15 protein-coding genes are annotated in these 16667 nt (G+C 71.3%); 6 read left to right on the forward strand and 9 right to left on the reverse strand.

What is annotated here, in order from left to right:
* Positions 1-24: 24 nt before the first annotated feature.
* The gene (locus AC5L38_RS08960) at positions 25-1023 is read right to left on the reverse strand and encodes a LysR family transcriptional regulator (protein WP_495242279.1); all 999 of its coding nucleotides are present in this window, start codon (positions 1021-1023) and stop codon (positions 25-27) included.
* 74 nt (positions 1024-1097) lie between these two features.
* Between AC5L38_RS08960 and AC5L38_RS08965 the strand changes: the two genes are divergently transcribed.
* Both AC5L38_RS08965 and AC5L38_RS08970 read left to right on the forward strand, forming a co-directional pair.
* Positions 1098-1979, forward strand: a complete 882-nt coding sequence (locus AC5L38_RS08965; protein ID WP_495242280.1) for an EamA family transporter — start codon at positions 1098-1100, stop codon at positions 1977-1979.
* A 42-nt stretch (positions 1980-2021) separates the two neighbouring features.
* A complete protein-coding gene (locus AC5L38_RS08970; protein WP_495242281.1) occupies positions 2022-2615 on the forward strand; it encodes a Uma2 family endonuclease in 594 nt (197 codons plus the stop codon).
* A gap of 361 nt (positions 2616-2976) precedes the next feature.
* Here AC5L38_RS08970 and hemL read toward each other — a convergent pair whose 3' ends face one another.
* The 7 genes from hemL to AC5L38_RS09005 all read right to left on the reverse strand — a co-directional run bounded on the left by hemL (position 2977) and on the right by AC5L38_RS09005 (position 11328).
* Positions 2977-4275, reverse strand: a complete 1299-nt coding sequence (gene hemL / locus AC5L38_RS08975; RefSeq protein ID WP_495242282.1) for a glutamate-1-semialdehyde 2,1-aminomutase — start codon at positions 4273-4275, stop codon at positions 2977-2979.
* 146 nt (positions 4276-4421) lie between these two features.
* Complete coding sequence (locus AC5L38_RS08980; protein WP_495242283.1) at positions 4422-5063, reverse strand: bifunctional DNA primase/polymerase; 642 nt, start codon at positions 5061-5063, stop codon at positions 4422-4424.
* Between the two features lie 224 nt (positions 5064-5287).
* Entirely contained in the window at positions 5288-6274 is a 987-nt protein-coding gene (gene hemB, locus AC5L38_RS08985) for a porphobilinogen synthase (protein ID WP_495242284.1), read from the reverse strand.
* A 222-nt stretch (positions 6275-6496) separates the two neighbouring features.
* Positions 6497-8077 (reverse strand): bifunctional uroporphyrinogen-III C-methyltransferase/uroporphyrinogen-III synthase, encoded by a 1581-nt coding sequence (locus AC5L38_RS08990; RefSeq protein ID WP_495242285.1) that lies wholly within the window; start codon positions 8075-8077, stop codon positions 6497-6499.
* Positions 8074-8994: a hydroxymethylbilane synthase gene (gene hemC, locus AC5L38_RS08995; RefSeq protein WP_495242286.1), complete on the reverse strand. Its 921-nt coding sequence runs from the start codon at positions 8992-8994 to the stop codon at positions 8074-8076. Before hemC ends, AC5L38_RS08990 begins: the two co-directional genes overlap by 4 nt.
* Complete coding sequence (locus tag AC5L38_RS09000) at positions 8991-10331, reverse strand: glutamyl-tRNA reductase (protein ID WP_495242287.1); 1341 nt, start codon at positions 10329-10331, stop codon at positions 8991-8993. The genes hemC and AC5L38_RS09000 overlap by 4 nt, the downstream gene beginning before the upstream one ends.
* A gap of 289 nt (positions 10332-10620) precedes the next feature.
* Complete coding sequence (locus tag AC5L38_RS09005; RefSeq protein WP_329089022.1) at positions 10621-11328, reverse strand: redox-sensing transcriptional repressor Rex; 708 nt, start codon at positions 11326-11328, stop codon at positions 10621-10623.
* A gap of 273 nt (positions 11329-11601) precedes the next feature.
* On the opposite strand from AC5L38_RS09005, the gene AC5L38_RS09010 reads away from it, so the two are divergent.
* Positions 11602-11859: a glutaredoxin family protein gene (locus tag AC5L38_RS09010; RefSeq protein WP_495242288.1), complete on the forward strand. Its 258-nt coding sequence runs from the start codon at positions 11602-11604 to the stop codon at positions 11857-11859.
* 43 nt (positions 11860-11902) lie between these two features.
* On the opposite strand, the gene AC5L38_RS09015 is transcribed toward AC5L38_RS09010, so the two are convergent.
* Positions 11903-13756: a putative quinol monooxygenase gene (locus AC5L38_RS09015; protein WP_495242289.1), complete on the reverse strand. Its 1854-nt coding sequence runs from the start codon at positions 13754-13756 to the stop codon at positions 11903-11905.
* A gap of 322 nt (positions 13757-14078) precedes the next feature.
* On the opposite strand from AC5L38_RS09015, the gene AC5L38_RS09020 reads away from it, so the two are divergent.
* The 3 genes from AC5L38_RS09020 (at position 14079) to AC5L38_RS09030 (ending at position 16645) form a co-directional block, all read left to right on the forward strand.
* Entirely contained in the window at positions 14079-14603 is a 525-nt protein-coding gene (locus tag AC5L38_RS09020; RefSeq protein WP_495242290.1) for a sigma-70 family RNA polymerase sigma factor, read from the forward strand.
* Positions 14604-14839: 236 nt separating this feature from the next.
* Entirely contained in the window at positions 14840-15469 is a 630-nt protein-coding gene (locus AC5L38_RS09025) for a DUF5667 domain-containing protein (RefSeq protein WP_495242291.1), read from the forward strand.
* A 276-nt stretch (positions 15470-15745) separates the two neighbouring features.
* Complete coding sequence (locus AC5L38_RS09030; protein WP_495242292.1) at positions 15746-16645, forward strand: HAD family hydrolase; 900 nt, start codon at positions 15746-15748, stop codon at positions 16643-16645.
* The last annotated feature ends 22 nt before the right edge of the window (positions 16646-16667 follow it).

The following is a 16667-nucleotide window of genomic DNA, read 5'->3' on the forward strand; positions in this document are numbered from 1 at the left end:
GGGCACCGGAAGCCGCCGGAGACGTCACGCGGAACCGCCGGGACCGCTCGGGACCACCGGGGAGACCGTCGTCGAAGCCGCCGCCGGGACCACCACCGGCCTTACCGGCTCGGACACGGGGCCGCGGAAGTCGGCGGAGACGGCCTTCAGCGCCTCGACCGCGGCGCGGATGGCCGGGCGGCGGGCGGCGTCGCTCCGCCAGAGCGCGTAGATCCTGCGCGTCGGGCGCGACCGGATCGGAACAACCCGCACCCCTTGCGGGACGAAGTCGCGGCCCAGCCGGGGGATGATCGCGCATCCCTGCTCCGCCGCGACGAGGGCCATCTGGGTCGGATACTCGTCCGTCATGCAGGTGATGTCCGGCTCCAGCTCGGCCGAGCGCAGTGTGTGGACCAGCCAGTCGTGGCAGACCGTGCCGGGCGCGGAGCTGATCCACTGCTCCCCGGACAGCTCGGCGAGCTCGATCTCGGGACGGTCCGCCAGCGGGTGGGACCCGGGCAGGATCGCGTCGGCGATGTCGTCGAAGAGTGTGGCCCTGGACAGCCCCTCGGGGATCGCGACCGGGCGGTTCATCCAGTCCTGGATCACCGCGAGGTCGAGCTCGCCCCTGGCCACCTCTCGGATCTGCCGCTCCGGCTCGCGTTCCATGAGCTGCAGGCGCAGGTCGGGGTGGCGGGTTCGCAGCAGGACGAGCGCGGCGGGCATCAGGCCCCGGGCCGCGGTGGGGAAGGCGCCGATGCTCAGCCGCCCCACGACCTCACCGCGCAGCGCCTCGAAGTCGGCCTCCGCCGTCTCGACCAGCGCGAGGATGCGCCCGGCGTGGTCGGCGAGCAGCCCGGCCGCGTCGGTCAGCCGCACCCCGCGCCCGTTGCGCTCCAGCAGGGTGGCGCCCGTCTCCCGCTCCAGCTTGGCCAGCTGCTGGGAGACCGCGGAGGGAGTCACCATGAGCGCCTCGGCCGCGGCGCCCACGGAGCCGTAGACGGAGACCGCGTGCAGGGCCTTGAGCCGGTTGAGATCCAACATGTAAGCAATCCTAAACGGCACGAGACAGAAAGTCTCACTTGTGCTGAAATATCATCGGAAACGACGATTGCTGCATGCGTACCCGGCATCTCCTCCTCGCCATCGGCCTCGCCGCCATGTGGGGCTTCAACTTCGTGGTCATGGAAGCGGGACTCCGGCACTTTCCCCCGCTGTTCTACGTGGCGCTGCGCTTCCTGCTCGCCGCCTTCCCCGCCGTACTGCTCGTCGGCGGCCCCGGAGTGCCCTGGCGGAAGGTGCTCGTGGCCGGGGCCACCCTCGGCATCGGCCAGTACACCCTGCTGCTGATGGGCATGCGGGCGGGCATGCCCGCCGGGCTCACCTCGCTCGTCGTCCAGGTCCAGGCGGTGTTCACCGCGGTCCTGGCGGTCCTCCTGCTGGGGGAGCGGCTCACCCGGCGGCGGATCATCGGCATGGCCGTCGCGTTCGCCGGTCTGGCGCTGATCGCCGCCGACCTGGGCGCCGGCGGCCCCATCGGCGCGTTCCTGCTGGTCGTCGGCGCGGCGTTCTTCTGGAGCGCGGGCAACATCGCGATCAGGAACGCCGCGCCGCCCGACTCGTTCCGCTTCATGGTCTGGATCTGCGGGGTCGCGGCCATCCCCATGACGGCCCTCGCCCTGCTGGTGGAGGGGGTTCCCCGGCTGGAGTTCTCGGTGGAGGGCACCCTGTCGGTGATCTACGTGGCACTGGTCGCCACCCTCGGCGGCTTCGCCATCTGGGGCTTCCTGCTCCAGCGCTACGACGCCTCGGTGGTCGCCCCGACCGCCCTGCTCGTCCCCCTCTTCGGCATGACCTCCGCCGCCCTGTTCACCGGCGAGTCGATCTCCCTCACCGAACTCGCCGCCGCCGCCCTGATCATCTCCGGCGTCCTCTACTCCACAACCCGCGCCCGTACGCCCGCCCTCACCGACAGGACTCCTGAAGCGGAAAGAGTATGAATCCCCCGACGGGCAACGGAGCCGGAAACTACGGTGACCGGCATGGATGCCGCCCTCGACCACTGGCCGTCCCCACCCCCGGCAGGCTGGACCGCCGACGACCTCGACCGCCTCTCCGAAGGCCCCGACGGCGAACCCGGCTTCTTCGAGCGCGTCGAGCTGATCGACGGAGCACTCGTCTTCGCCGCTCCCCAGACACGTTTCCACCAGCGCGTCCTGACCGGCCTGGCGACCGGCCTGAAGATCCAGGCACCCGGACACATCGCGGTAGTGACCCGGATGGACATCAAACTCGGACACCGGACGCGCCCTTGCCCCGACATCATGGCCATAGACGTGAAGGCGGCCGATGACGACGACCGGACGTTCTACACCCCCGGCGCGGTGCACCTCGCCGTCGAGGTGGTCTCCCCCGAGTCCGAGGACCGCGACAGAAAGACCAAGCCGTCCCGGTGCCCTTCCCGATCACCACCTCGGCGACCCGCCCCGGTGAAAGGCCGTCCTCGACGCGGCGGAGAAACGCGGTCCAGCCGCCGACCGGCGGCGTCCCATGAGCCTCGTACGCCGAGCGAGCCCCGGCGAGCGCCCATGCGCTCCTTTCCGCACCGGCGCTTCAGCTACGGAGCCAGGCCCTGAACGACCTCGTACGGATTGCTTCAGCGTCAAAGGGCCCGATGGGCGGCCCGTCGCAAAGCGGCTACGGTCCGCGGGGCGTACGGCGAGACCAGCCGTGTGCGGAGGTGGGTGGGTGTTCCGGGCGGCTTATAAAAATCCGCGACCAGCGCGCCCGCCAGGCCGGAGGCCTGACGCACCAGAGCCGCCACCGACGACGGCCGCCCGGAACACCCACCCACCGGAGCGCGAACCCACCCGACCCCCAGCGCCCACCCGGCCAGGCAGCCGGCGAACACCCGCCGAGAAACGACGGCCGCCCGAAGCACGAACCCACCCGGCCCTATCAGCACCTACCGACCAGGCCGACCAACGAAGACCCGCACTAAACGGAAGCCTGAGCGGCGGCCTTCGCGGCGACCGGAAGGGCGTCGGCGATGCGGGAGAGGGCCTCGTCGTCGTGGGCGGAGGACAGGAACCACGCCTCGTACGCCGACGGCGGCAGGTAGACGCCCTGGTCGAGCATCGCGTGGAAGAACGCCCGGTAGGCGACGGTGTCCTGCTTCTGGGCGGTGGCGAAGTCGGTGACCCGCTCGTCGGTGAAGAAGATGGAGAACAGGCTCCCGGCGCGCTGCAGGCGGTGCGGCACCCCGGCCGCGGCCAGGGCGTCGGCGGCGGCGCGGCCGATGACCAGCGCCGCGGCGTCGACCCGGTCGTAGACCCCCTCGTCACAGGCGCGCAGGGTGGCCAGACCGGCCGCGCAGGCCAGCGGGTTTCCCGACAGGGTGCCCGCCTGGTAGACCGGCCCCTCCGGCGCGAGGTGGGCCATCACGTCCGCGCGCCCGCCGAACGCGGCGGCGGGCAGCCCGCCGCCCATGACCTTGCCGAAGGTCATGAGGTCGGCGTCGACCGGGTCGAGCCCGTACCAGCCGGACTCCGACACCCGGAACCCGGTGAGCACCTCGTCGACGATCAGCAGCGCACCGTACTCCGTGCACAGCTCGCGCAGGGTGGCGTTGAACCCGTCGAGCGGCGGGACGACGCCCATGTTGGCCGGGCACGCCTCGGTGATCACGCACGCGATGTCGGCGCCGAAGGTCTGGAAGGCCTCCGTGACCGCCTCGACCGAGTTGTAGGGCAGCACCACGGTGTCGGCGGCCGAGGCGCCGGTCACGCCGGGGGTGTCGGGCAGGCCGAAGGTCACCACACCGGAACCGGCCGAGGCGAGCAGAGCGTCGACGTGGCCGTGGTAGCACCCCGCGAACTTCACGATCTTGGACCGGCCGGTGAACCCCCGGGCCAGCCGCACGGCGGACATGGTGGCCTCGGTGCCGGAGCTGACCAGGCGGACCTTCTCCACCGGCTCCACCCGATCGACGATCTCCTCGGCGAGCTCGACCTCGCCGGGCGTCGCCGTACCGAACGAGGTGCCGTCGCGCAGCGCCTCCTGCAGGGCCTCGATCACGGCGGGGTGCCGGTGGCCGAGGATCATCGGCCCCCACGAGCAGACCAGGTCGACGTAGCGGTTGCCGTCGACGTCGGTGATGTAGGGGCCCTGCCCCGAGGTCATGAAGCGCGGCGTGCCGCCGACGGCGCCGAAGGCTCGGACCGGGGAGTTGACGCCCCCGGGGACGATCTCACGTGCGCGGGCGAACAGGGCCTCGGAGTTATCAGTACGGCTCACGCCCTACAGGGTAGCCACCGCAGGACGAGCCTCCGCCCGTTCTGTCCGGGCATCCCCTGTCCTCCCTGACCGGAACTCCCGGTACGGGACACCCGCCTCAGGACGGCCTGCGCGGAACCCCCGCGCACCGGTGACCGACGACCGGCTCACTCGCAGGTGTCGGCGAGCCAGTCGAGAATGCGCAGAGGGTCGGGCAGCGGGCGTCCGTCGGGCGGGCGCAGCCACGAGCCGGGCCCGCCGGTCGGCAGCAGCGAGGGCGGGGCGAGAACGTAACTGTCGCGGCAGTGCCAGCGCAGGCCGGGCATCTCCTCGATGGTGGACGGGCCGAAGTCGAGGGCGCAGGTCCACCACTCGTCCTCGTCGTCGGAGGCGTTCCTGGTGGCCACAAAGAACAGGGCCCGGTCGCCGTTGACGGCGACCGGGCCCGAGGCTGCTCCGGCGGAGTCCATGTTCGCGAGGGTGGTGCGCCCCGCGGCGAGCGGTACGTCGAAGACGTCGAACACCCGCCCCGTGGGCAGGACCACGTTCGCCTCCGGCTCGTACCGCCACCAGTTGGTGAGCAGGGTCGGGTCGGTGGTGGCCTGCATCTGCCAGGCCCGGGAGAGCGGGTGCGCCCCCGGGTCGGGACAGCCGACCCGGTCGCAGGAGCAGGATCGCGAACCGCCCTTCAGCGGCCTCGCGCCGGGACAGCTCGCCCAGCCCAGGGCGGCGTACTCCAGCACAGAGTTGATCATCTGCTTCGGATGAGCATGTCGTCTGCTTCGACGAACCATCGGTACCCCGACCATTGTGTCCTCCGTCGTCCGCGCACCCCGCGTGCCATCCGGATGCGATCGACCTGTCCCACTCTGGTCAGTGAAGAACGTCAAATACCCAGGGTCTACGCCACCTGGGACACATCCGCACCGGTTATCGCACTCTAACGCACACGCTTCTCCATCAAGCGACGAACCTCCAGTTCTCGGCACGTGCCGTCCGTCTCATCTCGGTTTCGCGGCCACCCCGATCGGCCTCATCTCAGTTTCGCGGCCACCTCGATCGCCCAGTAGGTGAGGATCATGTCGGCACCCGCCCGGCGGATCGCGACCAGCGACTCCATGATCGCCCGGTCCCGGTCGATCCAGCCGTTCGCCGCCGCGGCCTCGATCATGGCGTACTCACCGCTGACCTGGTACGCCGCCACCGGGACGTCCACGGCGTCGCGCACCTGGCGCAGGATGTCGAGGTAGGCCAGCGCGGGCTTGACCATGACGGCGTCGGCGCCCTCGTCGAGGTCCAGCCGCACCTCGCGCAGCGCCTCGCCGGCCGGTCCCGCCGGGTCCTGCTGGTAGGCGTTGCGGTCGCCGAACTGGGGGGCGCACTCGGCCGCCTCGCGGAACGGCCCGTAGAACGCCGAGGCGTACTTGGCCGAGTACGCGAGGATCGGGATCTGCTCGAAGCCGTCGCCGTCGAGGGCCGCCCTGATCGCCGCGACCTGGCCGTCCATCATGCCGCTCGGCGCGATGACCTGCGACCCGGCCCGCGCCTGGGCCACCGCCGAGGCGGCGTAGCGCTCCAGGGTGGCGTCGTTGTCGACCTCCCCGTCCGGGGTCAGGATGCCGCAGTGCCCGTGGTCGGTGAACTCGTCCAGGCAGGTGTCGGTCATCACGACCAGCGCGTCGCCCACGTCGGCGACCAGGTCGGCGACGGCGAGCTGGACGATCCCCTCCGGGTCGTCGGCGGCCGACCCCTGGGCGTCCTTCACCGCGGGGACGCCGAACAGGATCAGCCCGCCGACCCCGGCCTCGGCGGCCTCGTGGGCGGCCTTGCGCAGCGAGTCGCGGGTGTGCTGGAACACCCCGGGCATCGAGCCGATCGGGTTCGGCTCGGTGATGCCCTCCTTCACGAACATCGGCAGCACCAGCTCCGCCGGGTGCAGCCGGGTTCCGGCCACCATCCGGCGCATCGGTGTCGTACGGCGGAGCCTGCGCGGGCGCGCGACAGGGAACTGGGCCGTCATGCTTCTCCCCCTCTCCCCGGCCGGTAGGGGACTGCGGGCCGGAGGAGCTCGGTCGTGTGTTCTATGGCTCGCCGCTCGGCGCGGCGTGGTGCCGATCAGCGTGACGCGGTGCCGACCGCAGTACCGATCATCGCGACGACGACCACACCCCGTGGCGCTCGCCCGGGGCCGTCGAACGCGGCCTGCCCGCCCGCCGTGCGCGGACGGGCGTCGTTTTCAAGGTTACTTCGCGCGGCGCCGGGCTCCCCGCCGGGTCTGCGAGGGCCTGCGGGGGGCGTCCCCCGCCATCACGGCCGCCTGCCGCTGCTTGGCACCATACTCCGCCAGCGCCGCCGCGAGAGCGGAAGCCGAGGGTTTGTCGGCCATCACGTCGACGCGGAGCCCGAACTCCTCGGCGGTCTTGGCGGTCTGCGGGCCGATCACGGCGATGACCGTGACGTTGTGCGGCTTGCCCGCGATGCCCACCAGGTTGCGGACGGTGCTCGACGAGGTGAAAAGGACCGCGTCGAACCCGCCGCCCTTGATGGCCTCGCGGGTCGGGGCGGGCGGCGGCGCGGCGCGGACGGTCCGGTAGGCGGTCACGTCGTCGCACTCCCAGCCCAGCTCGGTCAGCCCGGCCACGAGCGTCTCGGTCGCGATGTCGGCGCGCGGCAGCAGCACCCGGTTGATCGGGTCGAGCATCGAGTCGTACGGGGGCCACTCGGCCAGCAGGCCCTCCGACGACTGCTCGCCGGACGGCATCAGGTCGGGCTTGACGCCGAAGCTCACCAGCGCCCGCGCCGTGCTGTCCCCCACGGCCGCGACCTTGAGCCCGGCGAACGCACGGGCGTCCAGGCCGTACTCCTCGAACTTCTCGCGCACGGCCTTGACCGCGTTCGCGCTGGTGAAGGCCACCCACTCGTAGCGTCCGGTGACCAGGCCCTTGATGGCGCGGTCCATCTGCTGCGGGGTGCGCGGCGGCTCGACGGAGATCGTGGGGACCTCCTCGGGCACCGCGCCGTACGAGCGCAGCTGCTCGACCAGGCCGGCCGACTGCTCCTTGGTCCTGGGCACCAGCACCCGCCAGCCGAACAGCGGCTTGGTCTCGAACCACGACAGCCGGTCGCGCATGCCGACGGCCTCGCCGACCACGATCAGCGCGGGCTCGGTCATCCCCGCGTGCTTGAGATCGGGCGCGAGCCTGCCCAGCGTGGTCACCACGGTGTGCTGCTCGGTGGTGGTGCCCGCGCTGCTGACCGCCACGGGCGTCGAGTCGGGACGGCCCGCCGCGATCAGCGCCTTGCCGATGGGCACGGCCTCGGCGACGCCGTTGTAGATCACCAGGGTGCCCGCCCCGGTGGCGTACGCCGACCAGTCGTCGATCTGGGTCGCGTCCACGACCCGGAACTCGGGCACCGACACCGCGGCGGGGATCCCCGCGTAGGTGAGCACCGCCGTCGCCGGCGGCACGCCGGGCACGACCTCGAAGTCCACCTCCGCCTTGGCGCAGGCCGCGACCTCCTCGGTGATCGAGGAGAAGAACATCGGGTCGCCGGCGCACAGCCGCACGACGGCGCTGCCGCCCTTGGCGGTCTTGACCGCCTTCAGCGAGACGGCGCCGTCCTCGGCCACGTCGACGACCTCGACGCCCTCGCGGCAGTGGCGCAGCAGCGGGCCGTACGCCTCCCGGTCGAGGATGACGACGTCCGCCTTGGAAAGCAGGTCGGCGCCGCGCAGCGTGAGCAGGCCCGCGTCACCGGGGCCGGCGCCGACGAAGGCGACGAACCCTGACGGGCGCTCGAAGGTGGTACTTCCGGAGCTCAATGTGCTCGCTCCCCTATCAACGTGCCGGCCCCTTCCGCGATCATCTCGGCCGCGAGGTCGCGGCCGAGATCCATGGGCGCGGAAGAGCTTCCGGCGGCGGACTTGCGCACCGCGCGCCTGCCGTCGACGGCGACGACAGCGGCGGTAAGGATCAGATCGGACCCGTTCTCGGCCGAGTACGCGCCCACCGGGGCGGCGCACCCCGCCTCCAGGGCGTTGAGCACCGCGCGCTCGGCGGTGACCGCGGCGCGGGTGCGCGCGTCGTCGAGCACGCCCAGCAGGGCGATCAGGTCGGAGTGGTCGGAACGGCACTCCACGGCCAGCGCCCCCTGGCCGGGGGCGGGCAGCATCTCCTCGACCTCGAAGACCTGGGAGATCTCGGCGTCGCGGCCCAGCCGGCCGAGCCCGGCGGCGGCGAGCACGACCCCCTGCAGCTGGCCGGAGGCCACCTTGCCGATGCGGGTGTCCGCGTTGCCGCGGATGGGCACGTATTCAAGATCAGGACGGATCATCCTGAGCTGGGCGATCCGGCGCGGGGACCCCGTGCCGATCTTCGCGCCGGGCTGCAGGTCGGCCAGCTTGGCGACGCTCACCAGCGCGTCCCTGGGGTCGTCGCGCGGCGGGATCGCCGCGATGACCACGCGCGGGTCGGGCGTGGTGGGCAGGTCCTTCAGCGAGTGCACCGCGAGGTCGATCTCGCCCGCGATCAGCTTGTCGCGCAGCGCGCTGACGAAGACGCCCGTACCGCCGAGCTGCGTGAGGTCGGCCTTGGTCACGTCCCCGAAGGTGGTGACGCCGACCAGCTCGACGGCCGCACCGGTCAGCTCGGTGAGGCGGGCGGCGACCAGGCCCGACTGCGTCGTCGCCATGACGCTCCGCCTGGTGCCCAGCCGGAGCGGAGGAGAAACGCTGCTCACAGGCCTGCCTCCTTCTTGCTCGGCTCGGTGTTCTTACCCGGCTCGGCGTCGATCGTCTCGATGCGCCTCACCGCTTCGGGCACCTTCGGGTCAAGATTGAACAGCTCGCGCAGCGCTTCCGCGTAATGATCACCCGCCGGGGACTCCGCCAGCTGCTTGACGCGCACGGTGGGCTCGTGGAGCAGCTTGTCGACCACACGCCTGACGGTGTGGCCGACCTCGTCCCTGACGCGTCCCTCAAGATCGGGAACCCGCGCGGCGAGCCGCACGAGCTCCGCCTCGACCACCTGGGCCGCCTTGCTCCGCAGCGCCACCACGGTCGGCGTGACGCGCGCGGCGCGCTCGGCCGACAGGTAGGCGGTGACCTCCTCGGCGACGATGCCCCGCACGGCGGTGACCGCCTCGGCGCGACCGCCGTCGTCGGTGCCGGCGTCGGCCTCGTCCTCCTGCATGGACTCCAGGTCGACCAGCGTCACACCGGGCAGCCGCCGTACGGCGGGGTCGATGTCGTGCGGCAGGGCCAGGTCCAGCAGGAACGTCTCGCGGGGGGTCACCATGTCGGCCGTGATGACCACGTCGGTGGCGCCGGTGCAGGAGATGACCAGGTCGGCCTCCGCCAGCTCGGCCGCCAGGTCGCCGAACGCGGCGGCCCTGCCTCCGACCGTCTGCGCCAGCCGCACGGCGCGGTCGTGGGTCCGGTTGACCACCACGATGTCGGTGACGCCCACCCGCTGCAGGGTCGCGGCCGACAGGGCGCTCATCGAGCCCGCGCCCACCACCAGGGCCCGCTTCCCCTGGAGGGGGCCGAGGGCGCGCTCGGCGAGGGTGAGCCCCACGCCGACGAGGGAGGCGCCCGCCCGGTCGATGCCGGTCTCGGTGTGCGAGCGCTTGCCCACCCGCAGCGACTGCTGGACGAGCTCGTTGAGCGTCGGGCCGAGGGTGCCCTCCTCCTGGGCGAGCCTGAGCGCCGAGCGCACCTGGCCGAGGATCTGCCCCTCTCCCACGACCATCGAGTCGAGGCCGGAGCCGACCGAGAACAGGTGTTCGACGGCGCGGTCCTCGTAGTGCACGTAGAGGTGGGAGACCAGCTGCTCCATGGAGACGCCGGAATGGGTGCTGAGCAGCCGGGAGAGCGAGGTCACCGCGGCGTGGAACCGGTCGACCTCGGCGTAGATCTCGACCCGGTTGCACGTCGAGACGATCATGGCCTCGGCGACGTGGACGTCCTGCTGGACGTCCTGGAGCAGCTTCACCAGCGAGTCACCGGAGACGGAGACCCGTTCCAGCAGGGCCACCGGTGCCGTCCGGTGGCTCAGGCCGACGACGAGAACGCTCATCGGCCCTCTCCTGCCTTCCGGCCGCCCGCGGAGGCTCCGGAGCCTCGGGAATCCCCGAGGCTCCGGGAATCCCCGGGGCTTCGGGAGGGGAGATGGCCGGCCGGGGCCGCGGCGCTCGCCGCACTACTGGTCACCCTGCTCATGCTCGCCGTGCTCGTGCTCACCGTCTCCGTATTCATCCTCATACGGGCAATGGTCATAGTGATCGCCATGCTCGTCGGGGTCGTCCGGGAAAGTCGGGAGATGCCGTGCCTGTCAGCGTGATCACCGGCTCGTGCGCCGCGCCTCTTCACAAGTCCACCGCCTCGGGCCACTCCTCGGCCATCGCGGGCCCCCCAGTCATCCGATCCGCCTTGCGCTGCTCGTGGAACGCCAGGATCTGCAATTCAATTGATAGGTCGACTTTACGGATATCGACGCCTTCTGGCACGGAAAGGACGACGGGGGCGAAGTTCAGGATGCTGGTGACCCCCACGGCGACGACCCGGTCGGCCACCTGCTGGGCCGCCACGGCCGGTGTCGCGAGCACCACGATCGACACTCCCCGCCGCCTTATCACGGCTTCCAGCTCGTCGATGTGCTCCACATTCAATCCCGCGATGTGGTCGCCCACCACTTCGGGGTCGGCGTCGAGCAGCGCCGCGACCCTGAACCCGCGGGAGACGAACCCGCCGTAGTTGGCGAGCGCACGCCCGAGGTTACCGACTCCGACGATGGCCACGGCCCAGTCCTGGGTGAGACCCAGCTCACGGGAGATCTGGTAGATGAGGTACTCGACGTCGTAGCCGACCCCGCGGGTGCCGTACGACCCCAGGTGGGAGAGATCCTTGCGAAGCTTGGCCGAGTTGACGCCCGCCGCGACGGCCAGGTCCTCCGAGCTCACGGTCGCCAGGCCACGCTCGGCCATGCCGTTCAGCGCTCGCAGATAGAGCGGCAGCCGGGCGACGGTCGCCTCGGGAATGCCGCGTTCGCGGGCTTGGGACAGACGGCGGATCACGTGCCGGAACTCCAGGGGGACAGGCGGCCGGCGCGGCCCGGACGCGACGGATGACGAGGTGAAACCACTGTCATTCAGGTTAGTCCTTTTGTGAACCGATGCACAAAGTGAGTGTTCACAATCTTGGCCGTGCCCCCCTCCGGTCCGCCTTCCGACCCCTCACCAGGCCACTGAACTGCACTTTTGCCGGGTACGAACCCCGCCGTCACTGGATCTTCGCGGTCGCCGGACAGGATCCCCACCCCTCGCCGCGGTTCGGCTACCGTGGCGGTCATGTCACCGCGAGACCATCGCATCACCCTGCTCGGCAAACCCGGTTGCCACCTGTGCGACGACGCGCGGGCGGTGATCGAGCGGGTCGCCGCGGACCTCGGCGTCCCGTGGGAGGAGCGCGACATCACGGCCTCCGAGGAGGACCAGGCCCGCTACTGGGAGATGATCCCGGTCACCCTCGTCGACGGGGTGCAGCACGACTTCTGGCGCGTCGACGAGAACCGTCTGCGCGCCGCCCTCGGCGCCCTCGACGCCTAAGGACCCACGCGGGTGACCACCTGGCGGACCACCCGCGCCGCGCTCACGACCTGAAGGCGGTCGGGAGCGGCATCACCTTCGCGGCGTTCACGGTGAGTTCGATCACATTGGTGGCGAGCACCATCGCCTGGCGCTCGGTGACGAAGCGCTGCGTGTGGGGCTGGCGCTGGTGGTCGCCGTAGGCGACCTCGTCCCGGTAGAGCTCGTAGACGATGCGCTGGAGAGGCGCCGACTTCACCGAGTGACAGGTGTAGACGAGCGTGTCCGGCTCGGAGCGGCGCACCGCCTCGACGGTCTCGTCCGCGAGCCGGTCGAACCTCTCCCCGGTGCCGTCGAGCAGGGTGAAGACGGTCAGCAGGCCGAAGATGCTCGGCGAGGGACGGTTCGAGCCGCCCTGCGGGGCACCGGCACCGCCGGGAATCCCCGGCCCGCCCGGATACATGGCACCGGTCGAGGGGGCGGCGCCGAACGCCTGGTCGTAGCCCGGGGAGCCTCCCCGGTCGTAGCCCCGGGAGCCTCCACGCCCCTGCTCGCTCCCCGGTGAGGGCGCGCCGCCGAAGGCCTGGTCGGCGGGCATCGGCTGGAGGCTGCCCGGCCTGCCGGGCCCGGGCGCGCCCGGCATGCCGAACTCGCCGGTGCCGGGGCCCGCGGGCCTGCCGAACTCACCGGTTCCGCCGGGCCTGCCGAACTCGCCCGTGCCTCCCGGCCTGCCGAACTCGCCGGTGCCCGGGCCCGGCTGCCTGCCGGAACCGGGGGCGCCGTGCCTGCCGAACTCGTTGGCCGGGATGTTGTACTCGCCGGTCGCGGGGCCGGGCACGCCCGGCATGCCCTGCATGCCGAACTGGCCGGTGACCGGCGGCTGCCTGCCGGGATCGCCCCCGCGCCTGCCGGGGTCACCGCCCGGCGGCTGGTCGGCGGGCGGCATGCCGTACTCGCCCGCCATGAACATCCCCGTGGCGGGGCCGCCGAACCTGTCGTCGGGCGGGGAGGGTTGCTGCCGCATGCGCGCAGCGTAGTCGACGTCCTGCTCGCCCGCGCGGTACTCGGCCACGAGATCACCGAGACCGGAGCGGCGGGGTGTCTCCTCGGCCAGAGCGCGGGCGGGGGGGCTCTCCGGGGTCACGCGGCGGCCGGCGACCTGCACGTCGCGGGGCTGGTACTCGGGGCGGCTCCTCGGGGGGTTGTCCTCCCACTCGTCGTCCGCGTCGTCGTCATCGTCGTCCTCGTAGGGCGCGAGCGGGCGGAGCATGGCGTACCAGACCGCGGCGGCCGTGACGAAGAGCAGGAGCGCGGTGAACATCCCCGGCACCGCGAAGCTGACGGCTCCGACGAGGGCGAGCCCCGTGGGCCCGAGCACCAGGAGCGCGTGCATGTTGTCGGCGTCGTAGTCGTCACCGCCGCGCCAGCGCAGGACCGCCAGCAGCAGCCCGCCCAGCAGCACGAGCGCGACGATCACGTGGACGGCCCCGAGCAGGTAGGCCGGGGGCAGGTTCCAGTGGTGGCTGCCCAGCGGGAGGGCCTTGGCGAAGTCCTTCTCCTGCAGGACCGGGTCGATCGCCAGGATCACCGTGGCGATGACGGTGAGGGCGATCCCCAGGAGCCAGGAGGAGAACCTGGCCGTGCTCTTCCTGGCCAGCAACTGGATGACCCCGACGGACAGCCACAGGGGCGCCAGCATGGATCCGGTCAGTTGGTAAATACGGAACGTGCCCGTCCCGAACCCGATCAAGTAACCGGTGGCGATTACTGCGAGTGAGACGGAGAGAGACGCCGTCGTGATGCTCCAGGCGATCAGCCAGCCCTTGGGCTCACTGCGGAGGCGACTGACGAGAGCACCGGTGGCGATGGCTGCGAGCAATGCACCGGCGAAGGCGATGACAGCGACGAGGACTTCCATGGTGTCTCCAATGCTGCCGGACATTACCCCCCAACCGGTAGCCGAACCCTTGGCCGGCTACCGGAGCCGGTTGGAAACAACCGGCCCCACACCGTATCTGGCGATTACCCCCAGTCACGACGCTTCAAAGTGGATTGTGGAATTACCCGTTCATTTCTAGAGTGATCGAGCACGCCGTACCCCCTCCCCTCAGGGATACCGGATGCCTGAAACGTGGCCGCTCGCAGGGCACCTCCCCACGACAGCCGGGGTAGCCCAGCCCGTCCGCAGCAATGACCTCACCGTGCGTGAGGATGCCTCCGAAGAACTCCGGAGGCTCGTTTTGCGTGCCAAAACCGGAGACACGGATGCTTTTGGCACGCTCTATGATCGTTACCTCACCCTGGTGTACCGCTACGTCTACTTCCGGGTCGGCTCACACCCGCTGGCCGAGGATCTCACGAGCGAGACCTTTCTCCGCGCGCTCCGCCGGATCACGGACTTCACGTGGCAAGGGCGTGATTTCGGGGCCTGGCTCGTGACCATCGCGAGGAACCTGATCACCGATCACTTCAAGTCCGGCAGGTACCGCCTTGAGGTCACGACGGCGGAGGTGATCGACACCCCGCTCGACGGCCCGCACATCCCGGAGAACGCCGTCGTCACCGCGATGATCAGCGATCGGGTGCTCACCGCCGTCCGCGGCCTCGGTCCCGAGCAGCAGGAGTGCGTGGTGCTGCGCTTCCTGCACGGCATGTCACTGGCGGAGACCGCGCTCATCATGAACAAGAAGAGCGGCGCCATCAAGGCGCTCCAGTTCCGCGCGATCCGCGCCCTGGCCCGCGCGCTGCCCTCGGACCTCAGCTGAGACCGAAGCCGGCACCGGCCGACACAGGCTGACACCGGGTCGTCGCTCCCCGGCCGCGACCGTCGCGTCCGAAACGATGTTCCAATGCCGATGCGGTTCGACGCGTAACCTGCCGTGCCGAGTCGTCGTTAGGCAAGTGACACCGATGGATCATGAGCTGGGGGCGGCAGGGAGCGTTCATGGGGAAGTGGCTGCCCGGATTCTCTCGGAGGTCGCAGGCGCGCATTCAGGATCGCGTGTCACGACTCGGCGCCCGCATGGCGGCCACCCCCCGGCCCGAGTTCAACGCCAGGCTCCGCGAGCAGCTCACGCAGTCTCCCCCCGGAGAGGACGACGTCCCCGAGCGGCGGCCGGCGGGCCCCCGCCACTCCCGGCGGAGGTCTCGCGCGGGGCTGTTCCCGCAGTTGCTGAGCGTCGCCATGGTGGCCTCGATGCTGGTGTCCGGTATGTGGACCTACCGGTCGATGCCCGGCGACACCTTCTACCCGCTCAAGCGCGCCGCCGAGAGGACGCTGTTCCACCTGAGCAGCGACGACGCCGAGCGGGCCGACCGCTCCTTCGGCTACGCCGAGACCCGTGCCCGCGAGGTCAAGGAACTCCTGGGCTCCGGAGAGGGCGAGGGTGAGGGGGAGCGCGAGGACATGATCGGGGAGACCCTCCAGGCCATGGAGGACACCACGCGCTCCGCGGTGACCTCCCTGCGGCAGATGCGGCGCCGTGACTCCGCGAGCGCCAAGGAGCTCAAGCGCTTCGTCCAGAAACAGCGCACCCAGATCGCCGGGATGATCCCCAGGATGGGCGCGGAGAACCAGCGCAAGGCCCACGTCTACCTCAACTACATCGAGGGCCTGGCCCCACCCGGGTAGCCGGTCCGGTACGGGCCCCCTCTCGCCGCCCCGGACCCGGACCACCGCGAACGGTCCCGCCCCGGACCGCGCCAACGGAACCCGGCCTCCGGTGCCGCCCACCCCCCACCGCCGACGGCCTCGGCGTCGACGCGCTCGCGTCCCGGACCGTGCCAACGGAATCCAGCCCCCCGGCCCCACCCGGCACGCGCGATGCCGTACGACGCCAAGACGTCACATCCAGCTCATACCGACGCTACCGATCTCACCCCTCTGTCCCGGTTAAGCTGAGGTGCTATGAGGCGGCTACTACGACGGCGGGGCGAAGCGGAGACGGCCAGGCGGGCGACGGTCGGCGAGGTCGCGGCGGGCGAGGTCGCCGCCGCGGCCGCCGTGGCGATGCCGATGGCCGAGCCCGACCCGGTGTCCGCCGCCTTCTTCGACGTCGACAACACCATGATGCGCGGCGCCTCCATCTACCACTTCGCCCGTGGCCTCGCCTCCCGGGGCCTGTTCACCAGCAGGGATCTGTTCAGGTTCGCGATGGGCCAGCTGGTCTTCCGGATCCGCGGCGACGAGAACCCCGCGCACATCGACGAGGCCAGGGAGACCGCGCTGGCGTTCGTCGCGGGCAGCAAGGTCGAGGAGATCGTCCGGCTCGGTGAGGAGATCTACGACGAGGTGATGGCGGACCGCATCTGGGCGGGCACCCGCGCCATCGCGCAGGCACACCTCGACGCGGGCCAGCGGGTCTGGCTGGTCACCGCGACCCCGGTGGAGCTGGCCAGGGTGATCGCCCAGCGCCTCGGCCTGACCGGCGCGCTCGGCACCGTCGCCGAGACCGAGAACGGCGTCTACACCGGCCGCCTGGTCGGCGACCTGCTCCACGGCCCCGCCAAGGCGGAGGCCGTTAGGGCGCTGGCCCGCAGGGAGGGGCTCGACCTGGCGCGCTGCTCCGCCTACAGCGACTCGGCCAACGACCTGCCCCTGCTCTCCCTCGTCGGCCACGCCACCGCGATCAACCCGGACGCCGAGCTGCGCGAGTTCGCCCGGCAGAACAGCTGGGACATCAAGGACTTCCGTACGGGACGCAAGGCGACCATGATCGGCCTGCCCATCGCGGCGGGTGCCGGAGCCGTCGCGGGCGGCATCGCCGCCGCGGCCGCCCTGCGCCGCTACTACCGCTCCAGCCGCTGACCCCCTCGCCGCCGTACGCCGG

It is taken from the genome of Streptosporangium nanhuense, assembly GCF_059358815.1.

Excerpts from the sequence above, each read along its gene's own strand:
- AC5L38_RS08965 (WP_495242280.1), top strand. The coding sequence starts at position 1,098 with ATGCGTACCCGGCATCTCCTCCTCGCCATCGGCCTCGCCGCCATGTGG.
- AC5L38_RS09000 (WP_495242287.1), bottom strand. The coding sequence starts at position 10,331 with ATGAGCGTTCTCGTCGTCGGCCTGAGCCACCGGACGGCACCGGTGGCC.
- AC5L38_RS08970 (WP_495242281.1), top strand. The coding sequence starts at position 2,022 with ATGGATGCCGCCCTCGACCACTGGCCGTCCCCACCCCCGGCAGGCTGG.
- AC5L38_RS08980 (WP_495242283.1), bottom strand. The coding sequence starts at position 5,063 with ATGGTCGGGGTACCGATGGTTCGTCGAAGCAGACGACATGCTCATCCG.
- AC5L38_RS09030 (WP_495242292.1), top strand. The coding sequence starts at position 15,746 with ATGAGGCGGCTACTACGACGGCGGGGCGAAGCGGAGACGGCCAGGCGG.
- AC5L38_RS08960 (WP_495242279.1), bottom strand. The coding sequence starts at position 1,023 with ATGTTGGATCTCAACCGGCTCAAGGCCCTGCACGCGGTCTCCGTCTAC.
- AC5L38_RS09010 (WP_495242288.1), top strand. The coding sequence starts at position 11,602 with ATGTCACCGCGAGACCATCGCATCACCCTGCTCGGCAAACCCGGTTGC.
- hemB (WP_495242284.1), bottom strand. The coding sequence starts at position 6,274 with ATGACGGCCCAGTTCCCTGTCGCGCGCCCGCGCAGGCTCCGCCGTACG.
- AC5L38_RS09015 (WP_495242289.1), bottom strand. The coding sequence starts at position 13,756 with ATGGAAGTCCTCGTCGCTGTCATCGCCTTCGCCGGTGCATTGCTCGCA.